Source organism: Acinetobacter sp. FDAARGOS_494, from assembly GCF_003812225.1.
Classification (GTDB): domain Bacteria; phylum Pseudomonadota; class Gammaproteobacteria; order Pseudomonadales; family Moraxellaceae; genus Acinetobacter; species Acinetobacter baumannii.
Window position 1 is genome coordinate 2413461 of the sequence record NZ_CP033866.1, and the last position, 18517, is coordinate 2431977.

The following is an 18517-nucleotide window of genomic DNA, read 5'->3' on the forward strand; positions in this document are numbered from 1 at the left end:
AAGATGTGTCTCTGTGTACTTAAAACCAAATGTAAGATGATGAAAATATAGAAGATTAAGTCATACAGAAAACATAAGTAAGCTACCGATGACTCATTTGGGAAAATGAGGAACTAAAGATGAACAATGACGTTCAAGTAATATCGAAAGAATTAAGAAATACATTTCCAAGTAACCTTGGAACATACGAAAGGATTGGACCTCATACATGGAAATGGGCGTTGTTATTTGCCTATTTTGCGATGGTGGTCGATGGCATTGATATTATGCTGCTGTCTTATAGCTTGACCAGTTTAAAGGCAGAGTTTGGGTTAACTACCTTTCAAGCGGGTGCCTTAGGCAGTGCTTCTTTAGCAGGTATGGGGATTGGCGGTATTTTGGGTGGCTGGGCATGTGACAAGTTTGGTCGCGTACGGACCATTGCCAACTCGGTGACTTTCTTTTCTGTAGCGACTTGTTTGTTAGGCTTTACGCAAAGCTTCGAGCAATTTATGGCTCTACGTTTTATAGGTGCTTTAGGAATCGGAGCACTCTATATGGCGTGTAATACCTTAATGGCTGAATATGTGCCAACCACTTACCGTACAACGGTCTTGGGCACGTTACAGACGGGCCAGACTGTAGGTTATATTGCTGCAACGTTATTAGCTGGCGCAATTATTCCAGATTATGGCTGGCGCGTTTTATTCTTCCTGACCGTAGTACCTGCTTTCGTTAATATTTTCCTGCAACGATTTGTGCCGGAGCCAAAATCTTGGCAGCTCACCAAAATTGAAAGCTTACAAGGCAACAGACAGCCTAAAGAAAGAGTGGTGGCTGAAAAGCCAAAAAGTAGCAGTATCTACAAACAAATCTTTAATAACTTTAAGCACCGTAAAATGTTTTTGTTGTGGATGACCACAGCATTCTTCTTACAGTTTGGTTATTACGGCATTAACAACTGGATGCCAAGTTATTTAGAAACAGAAGTGCATATGAACTTTAAAAACTTAACCAGTTATATGGTGGGTTCATATACCGCAATGATTTTAGGAAAAATTTTAGCGGGCTATCTTGCAGACAAGTTTAACCGCCGTGCTGTTTTTGTATTTGGCACAATTGCCAGTGCTGTGTTTTTGCCAATCATTATTTTCTTCAATACTCCTGACAATATTTTGTATTTATTGATCACTTTTGGCTTCTTATATGGCATTCCATATGGTGTAAACGCGACCTATATGGCTGAAAGTTTTTCAACCGACGTGCGCGGAACAGCCATTGGCGGTGCCTATAACATTGGTCGTGTCGGAGCCGCTATTGCACCAGCTATCATTGGTTTCTTGGCATCGGGCGGTACGTTTACCATGGCCTTTATTGTGATGGGCGCTGCGTATTTTGTTGCGGGTGTATTGCCTGGCTTATTTATTAAAGATCGTCAGTACGATCCACAAAGACAATCATAAACAATGACAGGGAGGTGCGTTGAGCACCTTCTAAAAAGATAAGGGTATCGTTATGGGTGCATTACAAGGAATTCGGGTTTTAGATTTAAGTCGTGTGCTTGCAGGGCCTTGGTGTGGGCAAATCTTGGCAGACCTTGGCGCGGAAGTGATTAAAATTGAACGTCCTCGAGTCGGTGATGACACCCGTATGTGGGGGCCACCTTGGATGCCCGATCAAGATGGAAACATGACCCGTGAATCTGGTTATTTCCAGTGTACCAACCGCAATAAATATTCGGTTGCAGTGGACATTACCACACCAGAAGGTCAGGCCTTAATTTATGAAATTGCCAAGACTGCAGATGTCGTGATTGAAAATTATAAGACAGGGTCTTTGGCTAAATATGGTTTGGACTACGCGTCATTAAGTGAGTTGAACCCGAACATTGTTTATTGCTCGATTACCGGTTTTGGGCAAGATGGCCCACGTGCAGAAGAACCCGGTTATGATTTTATTATTCAGGGTATGTCTGGCTTAATGAGCATTACTGGCGAACCTGATGATGTAACAGGTGGTGGTGCACAAAAAGTTGGAGTGGCTGTGGTAGATATTCAAACTGGTTTATATTCAACCATTGCCATTCAAGCTGCCTTGATTGCACGTTCACACACAGGGCGTGGTCAGTATATTGATATGTCACTCCTTGATGTACAGGTCGCGGCACTGGCAAATCAGGGAATGAATTATTTAGCTTCGGGTAAAGCGCCACAACGCATGGGTAATCAACACCCAAGTATTGTGCCGTATCAAACTTTTAAGGCTAAAGATAAAGAATTTATTATTGCTTGTGGCAACGACAAACAGTTTAAAGATTTGTGTATTGCGATTGGTTATCCAGAGTTGCTCGAAAATGAAAAGTTTGTGCGCAACCAAGACCGCGTAAAATATCGAAATGAACTGATACCTTTATTGTCGGAACACTTTTTGCGAAAAACTGCTAAAGAATGGGTCGACATGATTCATGCCTTAAAAGTACCCGTAGGTGTTATCAACTCTATTGAAGATGCTTTAGCTGAACCACAAATTGTGCATCGCAATTTGGTGGTGAACATTCCTCATCGTTTAAATGAAAACTTCCAAACCATTGGCTCACCAATCAAACTGTCTGATACTCCCGTTGAATATCGTCATGCACCGCCGGAGCTAGGTGAACATACTACTCAAATCTTATCGAGATTTAAAACAGCAGAGGAGCTGGCTACGTTAAAAGAGAAAGGCATTATTGATGGGAAGATTGCTTAAGCTATTACCGTTTTCAATATGGCCATTCAATTATCATTGTAGTTGAATATAAAAAACCGCTTTTATAGCGGTTTCTTATTAGGAAGTTTTTCTAATCCTGAACATTATGACTTCTTCGAAATACGCTCTTCGATGGCGAATTTGAGTAAAGAAGCACTGCGGTAAAAACCATGTGCGAACTTTCCAAATGGCATGGTAATAAAGAATGTCATGACTGTAGCTAAATGGAAAATCAGTAAAAGTGCCATGTAAGGGGTATTACGAAATGCCATAAGTACTAGCCCTGAAGCGCTAACAATAAGTAGAAGGAAAATAAAGCCTCGATCTACAGGTTTTTGCTCACGGTCACCATGCAACGGATGACGTTTAAGATTTAAATAGAGTAAGCCAGCAGGCCCGACAACTAAGCCAATTCCACCCAAAGTACCCAAAATCACAGGCAAGCTAAAGATAGGGTAAGGCGCATGTAGGTCAAGAAAATAGTGATATAAAGTCGCTACACCTGTAGCTGCAAAGCAGAGCATAAAGCCATAAAACGTCAGGTGATGGAACACACGGCGGATTTGTGTGTAACGGTCATCTTGCTCATTACAGCCTTTGCCATGTCCACCATCTAAATATTTAAGCGTTAATACATTTTGGGTGGCTTGAACTAAGTCTGGTTTCTCAACTTTGCCATGAATAACTTTAGACGTCTGGCGCCAAAATTTGCTAATTCCAATGCCGAGTAAAACAATTGCAACTGTAAAGGTCGCTCCAAACAGTAGTGCTAAAAAGTTATGCGGGAAAATCGCATAAAAATTACCTTGATAGCCTGCAAATAAGTCAGTGCCTTTCCACCACACTACAGCTAACATGCAAAAAAAGAAAATGAGTGTTAACGTCGAAACAAAAGGAATACCTACAGACTTATAAAGTTGACCTAAAGGCTGAGGGGTCGCAAACTCTTGGTAAGTTTCTAAACGTACTTGCGCCATCGCTTTTGGAATATTTACACCAAACTCATGTGGCGGGGCATATTGGCAAGCGTGTAAACACGCACCACAGTTATGACAGAGGTTTGCGAGGTAATGAATATCGGCTTGGTTAAACTCAAGACGTTTGGTCATGGCAGCAAATACAGCACAAAATGACTCACAGTAACGACAAGCATTACAAATCTGTAGGGCTCTTTGGACTTCTTGCTCGTGGTCTGAGAGCTGAACAACTGGAATTAGGGCTTTGGTACTAGCATTCATGTTCAACTCCTTGTGAAAGTGCATAGTGGGCTGCATTTTTTCCGGCAATGCGTCCAAAGGTCGTGCCAATCGACATACCCACGCCCGCGGTATAACCCTGACCGAGTACATTACCTGCCATCATTTCACCTGCGACAAACAGGTTACGGCTTGGTTTATTGTTAAAACGTACCGCAGCATCGTCTTCGACTTTTAAGCCTAAATAGGTAAAGGTAATGCCGGGTTTAAGCGCATAGGCATAGAAGGGTGGTTGGTCGAGAGGAACGGCCCAATGAGTTTTGTTGGGAACAATATTTTCGGTGGTGCAGTCATCTAAAACGGTATGGTTAAAGGTGCCTTGCACACAGGCTTGATTAAATTCTTCTACGGTATGGTATAAGGTTTTTGCATCCAGCCCGATTTTTTCGGCTAACTCTTGAATGCTATTTGCTTTTACACCCGCAAACACAGGGGGCATAAAGCGACCAATGGCTTTTGAGTCGATAATCGAATAGGCAATTTGCTGTGGCTGTTTGGCAACAAGACGGCCCCAAATCGCATAACGTTTTGGCCAGAAGTCTTCGCCTTCATCGTAAAAACGTTCAGCTTTGTTATTGACCACAATCCCCAAGGAAACGCAGTCAATACGAGTACAAATACCGCCGTCATATAACGGTGCGCGTGCATCTACGGCGACGCAATGTGATTGTGATGGGTCACCAATAATATCGGCGCCTTGATCTATCATAAATTTGAGTAAGTTGCCCTGATTAAAACGGGTACCACGAATAATGAAATTATCGGCAGGCCATTCGCCGTTTTCATTTTGTCCCCATGCTTCTCTTAACCATTCCAAATTTGACTCAAAACCACCTGCGGCCAATACACAGCTTTTCGCTTTAAATACACGGCCATCTTCCGCAATTGCAGCTTCAAAATATCCTTGGTTTAACTTTAGGTCTTTAATTTTTGTGTTGTATAAAATTTCGATGCCAAGTTCTTGGGCACTTCGGTAATACGCATTAATGAGGGCTTTACCGCCCCCCATAAAAAAGGCATTGGTACGTGCAACATGTAAGGCACCTGAGAGCGGCGGCTGAAAATTCACACCATGTTTACGCATCCAGTCACGACAGGTCGCCGTGCTACGAATCACTAGACGAGCTAAGTGCTCATTGGTTTTGCCCGCAGTCACTTTAAGTAGGTCTTGCCAATATTCTTCTTCAGGGTAGGCATCGACTAATACATCTTGAGGAGCATCATGCATGCAACGGAGGTTACGAGTGTGTTGTGAGTTACCACCACGCCACTCTTTGGGCGCTGCCTCTATTACCAGTACAGAAGCACCACTTTCTTTTGCTGTGAGCGCGGCACACAGTGCGGCATTCCCACCACCAATCACAATTACATCATGCATGGATTTCTCCCTTTCTCAGCTAGGGCTAATGTAGCTTCAAAAGGGAAGATGAAGTGAGAGGCTAGGCTTGAATGGGTGTTTAGTAAAAATAAACACTAATGGCTTAAGTGTTTATGAGTTCCGCACCAGACCAGCGCTTTTCATTAATCAGGTTAGTGATACAGGCACGAATTACTACTTTGGTGGCTAAAGTAGCAGGCGAGAGTTCTTCTTCAGAGAGACTAATTAAATAGTTAATGCGTTCAATAGCAGGTTCTACAACGCGCAGTAAACACAGGTCTTGCCGCGAGTTTAACGATGCACCCGCAGGTTGAATGGTTGCCATTTCGAGTTGGCTAATACTTTCCATTAACAAATGCAGCCCATCAATTTCATATGCCACTTTAAGTTGATGAATTTTCTGTTCAAGCAACAAGCGCAGCCCATGTCGTTGGCTCGGTAAAATTAGGGGAAGTTCTTTAAGCTGTAAATGAGTAATGGTTTGAGTGTCGATACAGCTTTCAAGATGGTACTGACCCAGTACTTCTTTAGGCGAGATTAAAAACATCTGTTCTTTGACTAAAGGTTGTATGGCCCACTGTGGGTCGACATCATCACTAAAGATGATAGCCACATCGAGCTGTCTTGCATTAACTAAAGCTTTGAGGTCACCCGATAAGCCTTCGATTAAACGGACTTTAATGTCGGGGTAACGGTTTCTCATCAGTTTTAAAAAGTGTGTGCCAATAACAGCTGCAACACTCGGTGAAAAACCGACGGTGACGTGGCCACTTAAACGTGAGGAGTGCGCAGAGTCTATGGCATGGTCTAGGTGTCTAAGTGCCAGTTGAACCTGTTGAAAAAAAGCTAAACCCGCAGGGGTGGGAACCGTACCCAAAGCAGTACGTTGTAAAAGGCGAATAGAAAGCTCGCTTTCTAATTTTGAAATTTGCTGACTTAATGCAGACGTTCCAATATCGAGATTTTTTGCAGCTTTACCCAAGCTTCCTGACTCGATCACTGCAATAAAATACTTTAATTGTTTAAGTTCCACGGCAAATTCTACTTTGACCTTTATGGATTAATTCTACACTGGTTTATCGCTATAGATTTTGTTCTATTGCTTTGAGTAAACCACTAAAAGAGAAAAGGCAACATCACCTCAAAATGTTGCCTTTTAGAGCTTTTATTCTTTAACCTGCTCAAGACCCTGTTCTTCAATAATTTGTGTCGCTTGAGGCGATTTCACAAATTTAATTAACTCTTTTGCGACTTTTGCATGTTCCGAGTTTTTACCAATACCAGCAGCAAATACGGTAACTTTTTGGTAAGGCGCAGGGATTGGACCAACTAACTCAACTTGACCATATTTGCCGGTAAAAGGTTTGATTTCACTAATTTGCTGGAAACCAATATCAAACTGGCCTTCGGCAATACGTTTTGCAACGCGGTCGCCTACCACTTTTTCTGCTTTACTCGAAATTACTTTGTATTCGACAGGTGGAAAGCTTGGGAAAACATCTTTTTCAAGATGCGTACCACTCGCACTTGCAGAATAGCCTATGTGCTTGGCATTTAATAAAACTTTTTCAAATTTTGCCGCAGAGCTAATGTCTGGCTTTGGTGCACCTTTAGGCACAGCCATGCCAATGCTTGAATTCACCAAAGCGCTTTGTGAGTTTGGGTCAACATAACCTTTTTCTGCGAGTTTGCTTAGTTCAGGAGCAGCCAACACAACAATGTCAAAACGTTCACCACGATTGAGTCGATTTGGAATTGCAGTCGGTGACTCCCCCATAGACGAACCAGATGAGAGGTGAACAGTGTGACCAGTTTGCTTTTCAAATATTGGAATGAGTTTTTCCATAGATGAATAGAAACCGCCTGAGCTAATTACTTCGAGCGTATCTGCATTGGCAAATGTAGATCCTAAGCCTGCACCAGCTAGGCAAATAGTTATGAAGATAGGGGACTTTTTCATAGTGCCTCACTTGAATTGCAAGAAAGCACAGTACGGAGATTTAAGGTCAGCCGTACTGTTTATTAAAATTTCAGGTTAAGGAATGAGTTGTTTTAAGCGCTAACCTTTGCAGGTTCAGCAATCGTGTCAGGGTCTTTTTGTTTAGAACCACGACATAAATACAAGCTTGAGATGAGACTACATACCGCAGCGAGCATGAGCCAGAACGCTGGTGTGCTTGCATTACCTGTATTTTCGACAAGGAAGGTACAAGCCATTGGAGTCATACCACCAAAAATCGCGGCTGCAAGACTAAATGCTAAAGAGAAGCCAACGGTACGTACACGTTTTGGCATCACTTCGGCAAGTGTTGCGACCATAGTGCCGTTGTACATACCAAAGAAGAACGAGAAGTAAGCAAGGGTAATAAGTAGGTTTGAGAAGCTAATGTCGCTCACCAACCAGCTTAAAACTGGATAGCTGGTAAAGATCGCAAGAGTCGTAATACCCACTAATACTGGACGACGGCCAATTTTGTCGGAAAGTAAGCCACCCATTGGTAACCAGAAGAAATTCGACAAACCCACAAACACGGTTGCTAAAAGGCTATCTGTTACCGACATTTCTAAAGTACGTTTCGCATACACCGTGGTGTAAACCGTAATAAAGTAGAAAGTTGTCGTAGTCATCGCACTCATCATCATGCCGGCAAGTACAATGCGCCAGTTGCTTACAAGTGTGCTGAAAATTTCTTTTGAAGATGGATGAGTTTTTTGCGCTTTAAAGTCTTCAGTTTCCTCTAAAGTACGACGGAACAAGAAGATTAAAGGAATAATTAAACAGCCAATTAAGAATGGAATACGCCAGCCCCATTCACCCACTTGAGCATGAGTTAAAATGGTGTTGAGCCAATAACCAAGTAAGGCCGCAAACACAACCGCAATTTGTTGGCTACCAGACTGCCAGCTAGTAATAAAGCCACGATTTTTATCGGTTGCAATTTCAGCGAGGTAAATTGAAACACCGCCAGATTCAACACCTGCCGAGAAGCCTTGTAATAGACGGCCAATTACCACCAAAATTGGCGCGATAATACCAATAGTTTCATAACCCGGCACAAAGGTAATTAAGATGGTGCCAATTGCCATAAGACTTAAAGTGACAATCAAACCTTTACGACGACCGACTTTGTCGACATAGGCACCCAAGAAAATAGCGCCGAGAGGACGCATAAGAAAACCCGCAGCAAACACGGTAAATGTCATCATTAAAGAGACATATTCATTATCAGAATGGAAAAACTTTGCTGCGATATAGGTGGCATAGAAACCAAAAAGAAAAAAATCGTACTGTTCTAAAAAGTTGCCACTCGTTACATTTAATATTTTTTTAAAAGTAGCCCTACGGTTATTAACGACATCCATTGGAGACCTCCTTGGCCTAACAAAATGGAAACATTCACGATCTTCAAGGTTTGGACGTAAACTGATTCAATCAATAAACCTAAATAGGAAATGGGTTAGAGATGAGATTTAAAGGTGTCCTTCGTAGAAAATGTGATGCCTTGTTTCCAGTTCAAACTACACATCTATGTTTCGATAAACAGAAAACCACTTATCATTCGAAGGAAAATGTAATCTTAAAAAGCAGGAGGGAGTGAGAGGAGAAAATTAATTAGGTATTTAGAAAAATTAATGACCCTTTATAAAATAATTTCAGAACATGGCCAAATCTGGTTTTGAATCAACTCTTTCACACATGCCTTAATGGCTGACTTGGCAGCAAGTGCGGCAGGTGATAATTCTTCTTCGGCAAGGCTCACCAAATAGTTAATTCGTTCAACTTCAGGGTCGACAACCTTAAGCAATTGCAGCTTGTGTTTATACTCTTGTAAGCAAGCACTACCGGGCCTCACACTTGCAAGGTCAAGATGAATCAGGCTGTCCATAAGCAAATGCAAGCCATCAATTTCATAGACGACATTGAGCTGCCCAATCTTGTGCTCAAGCAATTTTCTTAAGCTATGACGCTGACGTGGCAACACTAAAGGAATATCGCCAATTTGCTGCGACTGAATAATTCCGCTTTTAATACATTCGCTAAGTCCGTATTTTTCGAGCACTTCTTTGCGTGCCATTAAATACATTTGCTCGCGTACCAAGGGTTGAATTGACCACTGTTTATCAATTTCATTGGTAAAAATAATGGCGATATCAAGCTGACGCGAATTAATCGACTGAATCAGGTTCCCCGACAGGGTTTCTACAATCTCTAAACGAATGTCTGGGTAACGTTCAGACATTAATTTCATTAAAGGGATGCCAATTAAAGCGGTAATGGTCGGTGGAAAACCAAGGCTGACATGTCCAGACAGTCGTGCAGAATGTGCAGCATCTATGGCGAAGTTCACTTGACGCAAAATAAGTTGAGAGTGCTTTAAAAAGGCAAGACCTGCTGGGGTTGGGGTCACACCAAAAGCATTACGCTGTAATAAGCGAATGCTTAACTCTTGTTCGAGCTTACTAATTTGCTGACTAATCGCCGAAGCCCCCACATCGAGTTTTTGGGCAGCTTTTCCAATACTGCCTGATTCAACGACCGTCAAAAAATACTTTATTTGCTTGATTTCCATAATAAATGTATTCGCTCATCATCCTTGATTTATAGAGATATGAAGGATTGGGAAATCTATCATGCGTTTTAATATTAACAGCAATACAGGCAAAAAGTTCTTAAAAAAAATAACTTCTCATTTTAAAAGAACAATCGTTTTTAGGGTGATTGAAAAATAATATCCATGTTGTAGCTACACAAACTATAACTTTTCAATATGGCATCTACGGTCAAATTATTGGCGTTTTGAGCTAAGCATAATCGTTCAAATCTACATAAAGTGAGGAATCAAAATAAAAAAATATCCAGGATGGATCTATGAATTTTGTTGTGAATAAAAAAATATTTATCTTAGGAATAGCATCGATTTGCACAAGCACATTACATGCTGCTGCATTTGATAAAACAGGGCAGTCTGTAGCGGCATTTTTACAACTGGGCAACTATTTTGAAGCAAGTTTAGGAATAACAGATGCCGATTTAAGTGGTGTAGAGTCGGGTACCAACCCTTCACATCATTCAATTTCAGATATCGCCAATACCGATTATCGGCCTACGGCAGCGTTAAAACTACAGTTGGCACTGCAGTATTCATTTGGTCTGTTATATGATCAGCCTTTTGGTGCTGACACGGAATATTCAGGTGTAAATGGCTTCGTTGCAACGCCTAAAGATACCGTTATGTTACCTGGAATTACAACCACAGGGCTTGCCAGCGCTACATTGGGCCATGCTCCTACAGGAAATGCAAAATCAGAATTTGATATACAAAATTTAAGCTTCATTTTGGGTTACCAACCCACAAAAAACTGGAATCTTTATGCGGGGCCAGTCTATCAAACTTTTAAAAGTCAGGTTGAATTAAGGGGTAATGTATTTAGTCTCTATAATGGATATGACTTTCATACTAAAACTGTCAGTGATTTAGGGTGGTTAGCAGGACTTGCTTACCAAATTCCAGAAAAAGCTGTGAAAGTCTCATTAACCTACCGTTCAGCCATTACCCATAAAGTAAACGCGACTGAAAACGCTCCTTTAATTGATATGTTAAGCACTCAACAAGGTCGTGATTTAGTTAATCAGCATCTAGATTACATGATTTCTATTGGTCAGATGACTCCACAAAAGAAAGCTTACTTAAATCAGATTATTGCTAATTTGCCAGAACAAGAAGATACAGGTACAACAAAATTTAAATCTCCTGATTCAGTGAATTTGGAGTTCCAGACTGGACTGCGTCAGGGAACGTTACTATTTGGTAGTTTACGCTGGGTAAATTGGAGTGATCTCGCTCTACAGCCTTATCGCTTTGGTGAGATCTCAAAAGTTGTTGGCGTACTATCAACGCCAAGCCGCCCGGAAGGTTTTAATTTGGTTCGTTATTATGACGACCAATGGTCTTTAAATTTGGGTTTAGGACAACGTTTTTCGCCAAAATGGTTAGGTTCTGTGTCAGTTGGATGGGACTCAGGAGCAGGCGATAAAGTGTCAACGGGTGGCCCAACTAAGGGATATTACAACTTGGGCGTGGGTGCTCAATATAGCCCGACATCGCAATACTTTATTTCTGGCGGTGTGAAGTATTACTGGTTAGGCGATGCAAAAGCTCAGCTTGGCGCACAGGCGGGTAGTGACTATTATGTAGGTGAGTTTAAGGATAACCACTCAGTAAGCTATGGCTTAAAAATTGGATATAAATTTTAAAATTAAATCAGTCATTTATAAGGTTTTAATTACATGAATAAAATCATTAAAAACGGTATGTTTTTAGGGTTGTCGACTTTGATTTCAGGTTATGGAACTCTTCTCCATGCGGAAGCAAGTCCAACAAATTTACCCGTAGTTTCACAAAAAGCGTTAACCATTATTGATGGGCAAACCGAGTGGTTAAATAAGGTCTATAAAGACATTCATGAACACCCTGAACTTGGGTTTATGGAAAAGCGTACTTCTGCCATTGTTGCCAAAGAGCTTAAGTCACTAGGTTTTGACGTTAAAACGGGAATAGCCAAAACAGGCGTGGTCGGCATTTTAAAAAATGGTGAAGGGCCAACGGTTATGTACCGTGCCGATATGGATGCCAACACTGTTGAAGAGGCAACTGGTCTACCATACGCGAGTAAAGTGCGCGTAAAACTTGATGATGGAACCGAAACGCCCGTAGCACATATGTGTGGTCATGATGCACATATGACATGGATGCTCAGCATGGCAAAAACATTAGTCGCTTTAAAAAAGGAATGGAACGGAACTGTTATTTTAGTCGCGCAGCCTGCTGAAGAGCCAATAACAGGTGCTAAAGCTATGGTGACTGACGGTTTATGGACAAAATACAACTTACCAAAACCTGATTATTTCTTTGCCGTACATACCACACCTGCACCTGTGGGCGTTGTCATCAATGCACCGGGGCCACGTATGGCAGGAACAGATCAGCTTGATGTTTTATTTAAAGGTGTGGGTGGACATGGTTCATTACCAATGCTCACCAAGAACCCGATTAGCATGGCTGCAAACGCAGTGACTCAATATCAAACCATTATGGGTAATGCAGTTGATCCGCAACAAGCGGCAGTGTTATCGATTGGCTCAATCCAAGCTGGAAACTCGAATAACGTGATTCCTTCTACTGCATTGGTCAAAATGAATTTGCGCTGGTTTGATCCTAAAGTGCGTGAAACCATGCTAAATAATATTAAGTCTATGAGTGAAGGTGCGGCCCAAATGCAGGGGATGGGTAAAGATCAATTACCTACCTTTACGTTTAAAGGTTCGAGCACACCTGTAGTTAACAATAAAGAATTTTCGGCACGTTTAAATGGGCCTTTAAAAGCACTATTGGGCGATAAACATGTTCTAACTGAGTATCCCGCGGTTATGGGATCAGAAGATGTTCATCATTTATTAGGCGACCAAAAAGACATTCCTTTTAACTTTATGTTTATTGGTGTAGCAGACCCAGTTGTGTTTGCAAATGCAGTCAAACAAGGCAAACCTGTGCCTTATATTCCACATAGTCCAAACTACATTGTTGACTTAAAAGCTTTGCCAGTTGGTGCCAAGGTCACTACAGTTTCGATGTTAGAACTACTCACTAAAAAGTAAGTTACTCATAAAAAAAGATGCATTCATATGCATCTTTTTTTCTAAGTTTTTAAAAGTTAAGAGCAAGCTAGATATTTTTCTCGATAATGGATGGGCGATAAATCGGTCCAACGTCGAAAAGCACGTGTAAAACTACTGACATCTGTAAAACCTAAAATATATGCAATTTCAGTCACACTATGGCCTGTGTTTTTTATATAAGAAAGTGCCAGTTCATGACGGGTGTCATCTAACAGTTCACTATATGAAGTGTTTTCTGCCGAGAGTTTCCTTTGCAAGCTACGAATACTTAACCCTAAACTTTTTGCTATTTCTTGTTGCTGAAAGTCGCCTGTAGATAATTTTTCGATTAATTTTACTTTCACTCGTGCCAATATATTTTCTTTATCGAACCGTGCCAGATAACGATTAATAATTTCATCATATTCTTGGGTGAGAGTGGGATTTGCACCTTCTAGTGGTTGTTCTATGGTTGCTGTATCAAACACAATCATGTCTTTGGGTGCATTAAACACAATCGGAGCTTTTAAAATATTCTGGAATGTTTCTAAATCTTCAGGTTCTGAACGTCTAAGTTCAATGCGTAATGGCGAAAAAACAGAGCCTTGTAAAGCACGACTTGAGCGAATAAAAACGGAAATAAATGCATCGATAGATTCGGGCTGAACTTCGTCGGGAACATGAATAACGAAATAATGGTTATTTCCTTGCCCATAAAACTCTAGCTCTGGAATATCCGTAACCACACGAAAATAACGAATAATTCTTAGAAACATCTCTTTTAGGGTGGTGCTGGTAATCAGTGAATGCCCTAACACATGAAAAGTATTTTGATTGACTTGGCTGGCAACTTTAAGGCCAAAACATGAATCTTGAGTTTTCTGAACTGCTAATTTCCATAAATTTGCTGTTTGTTTTAATGAATATCGTGCATCAGGATTACTCAGAGCCTGAATATCTAAACCTGCTTGTTCTAATAAAGGTTGACTATCAACACCGGCTTTTTCGAGCGCTTTTTGAATCGCTTTCACCCAGCTAGCCAGTGCCGTTGCTGTCTGTGGCATGTTATGTCCTATAACTTGTGATTCATATTCCTCTGAACAGTATAAAAGATTCAAAACTAAAAAATCTTTTGTTTATTCTGAATCTTTTTATTTTGGCATCCATAGCCAATAGATTGGCGTTTCGAGCTAAGCACACTTAGGGTGATCTAAATAAAGTAGAGGCATGAAAAACTGAGGAATAACGGATGACCTATATTTATAAAAATCCTGCCGGAATGACCGATAGCGAAAAAACGGAACATATTAAAAAAGTAGTAACAGCAGAAGGCGTGGCTTTACGCAAACGTCATCCTATTTTGAACCATCAAAATGCCATTGGGGCGATGATTCTATTTATATCTTTGGTCGGCATGATAGCGACTGCCGTGCTCTATATAAATCATCAACTTTCAGCTTGGTTTGCAATTCCGATTATTGCTTTTTTCGCATCGCTCACCCATGAGTTAGAGCATGACCTGATTCACTGGATGTATTTTAGAAAGAAACCATGGGCACATCATTTAATGATGGGCTTAGTCTGGTTAGCTCGACCAAGTACCATTAACCCGTGGAAGCGTCGTGAGCTGCATTTTAACCATCATAAAAACTCAGGCACCGAAGTTGATTTAGAAGAAAGAGCTTTAACTAATGGAGAGCAGTGGAGCATACGTCGACTCATCGCGATTGGTGATAACGGCTTGGCGGTCTTGTTCCGTATTATTTCTGCAAGCAATTGGACGGTGAGAAAAGTAATTTTTAAACGTGCATTTATGGCTTATTTTCCGTTAGGAATTATTCATTGGTCGCTGTGGTATATCTTTTTAGGTTTTCATGCAGTAGATGCTGTTTTAAGTTGGGCGAATGCACCGATTGCTTGGTCAGCTACCACTTTAAATATTATGCATGTGGTTAATATTTTGACTGTTGTTTGGGTTGCACCGAATGTACTGCGTACCTTCTGCTTGCACTTTGTGACTAGCAATATGCATTACTACGGCGATGTCGAATTGGGTAATGTCATTCAGCAAACTCAGGTGTTAAAACCTTGGTGGATGATGCCGTTCCAACTGTTTTGCTTTAACTTTGGTTCAACGCATGCCATCCACCATTTTGTGGTGAAAGAACCATTCTACATTCGCCAAATGACGGCACCGGTTGCCCATAAAGTCATGCGTGATATGGGAGTACGGTTTAACGATGTTGGAACCTTTAAAAGAGCAAATCGTTGGAACATAAATGATTTATCAGAGTCAAAAAGTTAAAACATAGCTTTTTATCTCACTCAAATGGACTGAGTTCTGTACGAAGCGCTCAGTCCATTAACCATAAACTCACTATAGAGTTTCTTAAAAATTAAGCGGCTCTACTGAAACTTAGTAAAAAGCAGAATCACCCCTAATACACATAAGATTGAACCAATCACCCTATTAATCTGGACTTGCTTGGCTAACATTTTCTGTCTCAGTAGTATGGATGAAAACAGTACAGCCACCAGTGAAAACCATACAAAATGAGCAAAAGACATAAAAAAGCCATAAGCTAAAAGAATGGTTTTAGGCGTGGTTAAACTCACAATTTGCGTATAGGTACTAATCACAAATAGCGTGGTTTTAGGGTTCAGGGCGTTAGTAAAAAAGCCGTATTTTATCGCTTGAAGAGTACCTATAGAATTTAAAGCAGCAGAGTCTAAAACAGGTTTTTGAGTAAAAGTTTTATAGCCAATATAGATCAGGTAAAGCGCGCCAATATACTTAACAATATTCAAAATTTGCGGCGTATAAGTCATCACAAAGGCAACGGCGACTAATGTATAGGTTACATGTACCAACACACCAAGCGATATTCCAAGTGAAGTGAACACACCTATTTTTCTGCCGTACAAGTAACTATTTTTGGTCACAATCGCGAAGTCTGCTCCGGGACTAATCACTGCCAAAATTGTAATGAGAATAACCGCAATGAACTCTGCCATTATTTTGCCCCTTCACTGAAAACGAGGGGAATGCTCTGTACTTTTTGGAATGTATTTGAGACGAGAGCTGTTCTACTTAAAGCTGCTATTCTTTTGGTGAGAAAGATTGGGGCTTTATATGTGTGAAGATAGATATCGATATTCAATATGTTTTTCATCATCTAAAATAGGTTTTAATAAAGATGATTTTTATTTTGAACAGAAACCTAAAAATAAAAATCGATAAAAACGACAACATAATTATGAGTTTTTGGAATGATTGAAAGAATATCGCTGAATTCACTAAAATTTTTCTATTTTGTAGCGAAGTATGGCAGCGTGACTTTAGCTGCAAAGAAATTATTTGTGACGCAAAGTGCGGTCAGTAAACAGATTTATAATTTAGAAGAAGCTTTAAATACGACTTTGTTCGACCGAAAAAATAAAACGCTTGTGATGACGGAGCAGGGTGAAACTTTATTGAGTTGTTGCCATCAGGTGTTTGGTCAACTCGATGAATGTTTAATACAACTCAGCCAGCCTAAAACTCAAAACAAGCAACTGGTTTTGTCCTGTGAACCGACTCTTTCTATGAAATGGCTCATTCCGCGGTTATCAAAATTTAAAAAGCTCGGGCATGATTTTGAGGTTGTGCTACTCACAGCAGGCGGTGTGGTTGATTTTGAAAAAGATAATATTGATATTGCGATTCGTCGAAATGACTTTGATTGGGGAGAGCATATCTATAGCGAAAAGATTGCCGATGAATATATCGCTCTAGTTCAAGCAACCAAGCCATCGGAAACAAACGACTTACTCATTTCGACTTCTAGACCAAATTTTTTCAAAAACATGAGCCGCATTGCTGAGTTAAAGCAGAGCTTAAAAGGCTACACCAAAGTTGAACTCGAGCATTTTTATTTATGTTTAGAAGGTTGTTTGGCGGGACTCGGCGCGACGGTCATTTCAATTTATATGATTGAAAAAGAGCTTGAATGGAACTTATTGCAAAAAAATTCACCAATCGTTCAAGATGGTTCAGCCTATTTTCTACTTTCTCATCGTGCTTTTGAGGAAGATCCACGCAAAACCCTATTTTTAGAATGGCTAAAAGCAGAGATGAATGAGAGTCAGCACACATTACTTTAAGTTGATTCTTCTAAAATTGAATTTTTCTTAATAAATATCTGAAAATAATGATAAATATTTAGAATGATTAAAGCGCTATGTGAGCGTCATACATTGAACTTCTGTTGTCTAAAATTCCCTAAGATGAAAAATATTTAATTTCATACTTATTTATAAAACCCTAAACATGAATTTCACTCAGTTTTGAATGAGACTAAATCATTTTTATTCATGTTGTGATTGCGGTATAAATCTATCCATGCTCTGAAGCGCTCCAGTAATTCACTTTTGATAAGACCACAAGGCACAAAACTGACAAGGCTGGAAAGTTCAAAAAGAGCAAAAAGATTTTTTAGGTTTATCTCAGAAATTAGGGTACTGATCACAATGAGTAAAGAATTTACATTTACGATTAAGAGTATTTGTTTCGATGAGAACTATCGTCCAGCAGACAATACGCGTATTACAACCAACTTTGCTAACTTGGCGAGAGGGATGAGCCGCGAAGAAAATTTGCGCAACACATTACGGATGATCGACAATCGTTTCAACGCCTTAGCTCATTGGGACAACCCTAAGGGCGACCGCTATGGGGTTGAACTTGAAATCATTTCAGTTGAAATGAATATTGATGCCGAAAACCGTACTAGCGGGCTTCCTTTAATCGAAATATTGAAAACCAATATTGTTGATAAAAAGACCAATGAACGCATCGAAGGTATTGTAGGCAACAACTTCTCTTCTTATGTACGTGACTATGACTTTAGTGTGCTGTTGTTAGACCACAACAAAAACAAGTCTACGTTTAGCACGCCAGAAAAGTTTGGTGAACTGCACGGCAACTTGTTTAAGAGCTTTATTAACTCTGAGACTTATAAAGCCAACTTTAAAAAGGCACCTGTGATTTGCTTAAGCGTTTCAACAAGTAAGGTGTATCACCGTACTGAAAACGAACATCCTGTTTTGGGTGTTGAATACAAGCAAGAAGACTATTCATTAACTGATGAATATTTCCAAAAAATGGGCTTAAAAGTTCGCTATTTCATGCCGCCGCATAGCGTTGCACCGTTAGCGTTCTACTTTACTGGCGATTTGTTGAGTGATTACACCAACCTTGAGTTGATTAGTACCATTAGTACGATGGAAACCTTCCAAAAGATTTACCGTCCTGAAATTTACAATGCAAATTCAGTGGCTGGAAAATCTTATCAACCAAGCTTGAAGCACCAAGATTATTCACTTACTCGAATTGTGTATGACCGTGAAGAACGTAGCCGTTTGGCTATAGAGCAGGGGAAGTTTGTTGAAGAGCAATTTATCAAACCATACCAAGCGATTCTTGAGCAGTGGTCTGCGAATTACGCTCCTAATTAATCAACA

The 18517-nt window shown here is 40.4% G+C and carries 15 protein-coding genes; 7 read left to right on the forward strand and 8 right to left on the reverse strand.

Annotation, left to right across the window (positions count from 1 at the left end):
* Positions 1-119: 119 nt before the first annotated feature.
* Positions 120-1442, forward strand: coding sequence for an MFS transporter (locus tag EG365_RS11680; protein ID WP_001058259.1), 1323 nt, complete (start codon positions 120-122; stop codon positions 1440-1442).
* A 52-nt stretch (positions 1443-1494) separates the two neighbouring features.
* The gene (locus tag EG365_RS11685) at positions 1495-2724 is read left to right on the forward strand and encodes a CaiB/BaiF CoA transferase family protein (protein ID WP_000501144.1); all 1230 of its coding nucleotides are present in this window, start codon (positions 1495-1497) and stop codon (positions 2722-2724) included.
* Positions 2725-2828: 104 nt separating this feature from the next.
* Here the strand turns inward: EG365_RS11685 and tcuB are convergent, their stop codons facing one another.
* The 6 genes from tcuB to EG365_RS11720 all read right to left on the reverse strand — a co-directional run bounded on the left by tcuB (position 2829) and on the right by EG365_RS11720 (position 9929).
* Positions 2829-3962, reverse strand: coding sequence for a tricarballylate utilization 4Fe-4S protein TcuB (gene tcuB, locus EG365_RS11690; RefSeq protein ID WP_000994352.1), 1134 nt, complete (start codon positions 3960-3962; stop codon positions 2829-2831).
* Entirely contained in the window at positions 3952-5358 is a 1407-nt protein-coding gene (tcuA, locus tag EG365_RS11695) for an FAD-dependent tricarballylate dehydrogenase TcuA (RefSeq protein ID WP_000543965.1), read from the reverse strand. The genes tcuB and tcuA overlap by 11 nt, the downstream gene beginning before the upstream one ends.
* Positions 5359-5461: 103 nt before the next feature.
* Positions 5462-6391, reverse strand: a complete 930-nt coding sequence (locus EG365_RS11700) for a LysR family transcriptional regulator (RefSeq protein WP_000421125.1) — start codon at positions 6389-6391, stop codon at positions 5462-5464.
* 132 nt (positions 6392-6523) lie between these two features.
* A complete protein-coding gene (locus EG365_RS11705) occupies positions 6524-7318 on the reverse strand; it encodes a substrate-binding domain-containing protein (protein WP_000749503.1) in 795 nt (264 codons plus the stop codon).
* Between the two features lie 92 nt (positions 7319-7410).
* Entirely contained in the window at positions 7411-8721 is a 1311-nt protein-coding gene (locus tag EG365_RS11710; protein WP_000383637.1) for an MFS transporter, read from the reverse strand.
* Positions 8722-8999: 278 nt separating this feature from the next.
* Positions 9000-9929 (reverse strand): LysR family transcriptional regulator, encoded by a 930-nt coding sequence (locus EG365_RS11720; protein WP_000403826.1) that lies wholly within the window; start codon positions 9927-9929, stop codon positions 9000-9002.
* 299 nt (positions 9930-10228) lie between these two features.
* Between EG365_RS11720 and EG365_RS11725 the strand changes: the two genes are divergently transcribed.
* Together EG365_RS11725 and EG365_RS11730 are read left to right on the forward strand one after the other, a co-directional pair.
* On the forward strand, positions 10229-11614 hold the full coding sequence (locus EG365_RS11725; RefSeq protein ID WP_001012244.1) for an outer membrane protein transport protein: 1386 nt from the start codon (positions 10229-10231) through the stop codon (positions 11612-11614).
* Between the two features lie 33 nt (positions 11615-11647).
* Positions 11648-13015: an amidohydrolase gene (locus EG365_RS11730; protein WP_001033443.1), complete on the forward strand. Its 1368-nt coding sequence runs from the start codon at positions 11648-11650 to the stop codon at positions 13013-13015.
* A gap of 56 nt (positions 13016-13071) precedes the next feature.
* Here EG365_RS11730 and EG365_RS11735 read toward each other — a convergent pair whose 3' ends face one another.
* The gene (locus EG365_RS11735) at positions 13072-14079 is read right to left on the reverse strand and encodes an AraC family transcriptional regulator (protein WP_001136630.1); all 1008 of its coding nucleotides are present in this window, start codon (positions 14077-14079) and stop codon (positions 13072-13074) included.
* 215 nt (positions 14080-14294) lie between these two features.
* On the opposite strand from EG365_RS11735, the gene EG365_RS11740 reads away from it, so the two are divergent.
* Entirely contained in the window at positions 14295-15320 is a 1026-nt protein-coding gene (locus EG365_RS11740; protein ID WP_081400949.1) for a fatty acid desaturase, read from the forward strand.
* Positions 15321-15421: 101 nt separating this feature from the next.
* Here the strand turns inward: EG365_RS11740 and EG365_RS11745 are convergent, their stop codons facing one another.
* Entirely contained in the window at positions 15422-16030 is a 609-nt protein-coding gene (locus EG365_RS11745; RefSeq protein ID WP_000807285.1) for a LysE family translocator, read from the reverse strand.
* 255 nt (positions 16031-16285) lie between these two features.
* On the opposite strand from EG365_RS11745, the gene EG365_RS11750 reads away from it, so the two are divergent.
* A complete protein-coding gene (locus tag EG365_RS11750; protein ID WP_000572816.1) occupies positions 16286-17158 on the forward strand; it encodes a LysR family transcriptional regulator in 873 nt (290 codons plus the stop codon).
* Between the two features lie 366 nt (positions 17159-17524).
* The gene (locus EG365_RS11755) at positions 17525-18511 is read left to right on the forward strand and encodes a DUF1852 domain-containing protein (RefSeq protein ID WP_000031355.1); all 987 of its coding nucleotides are present in this window, start codon (positions 17525-17527) and stop codon (positions 18509-18511) included.
* Positions 18512-18517: the final 6 nt, after the last annotated feature.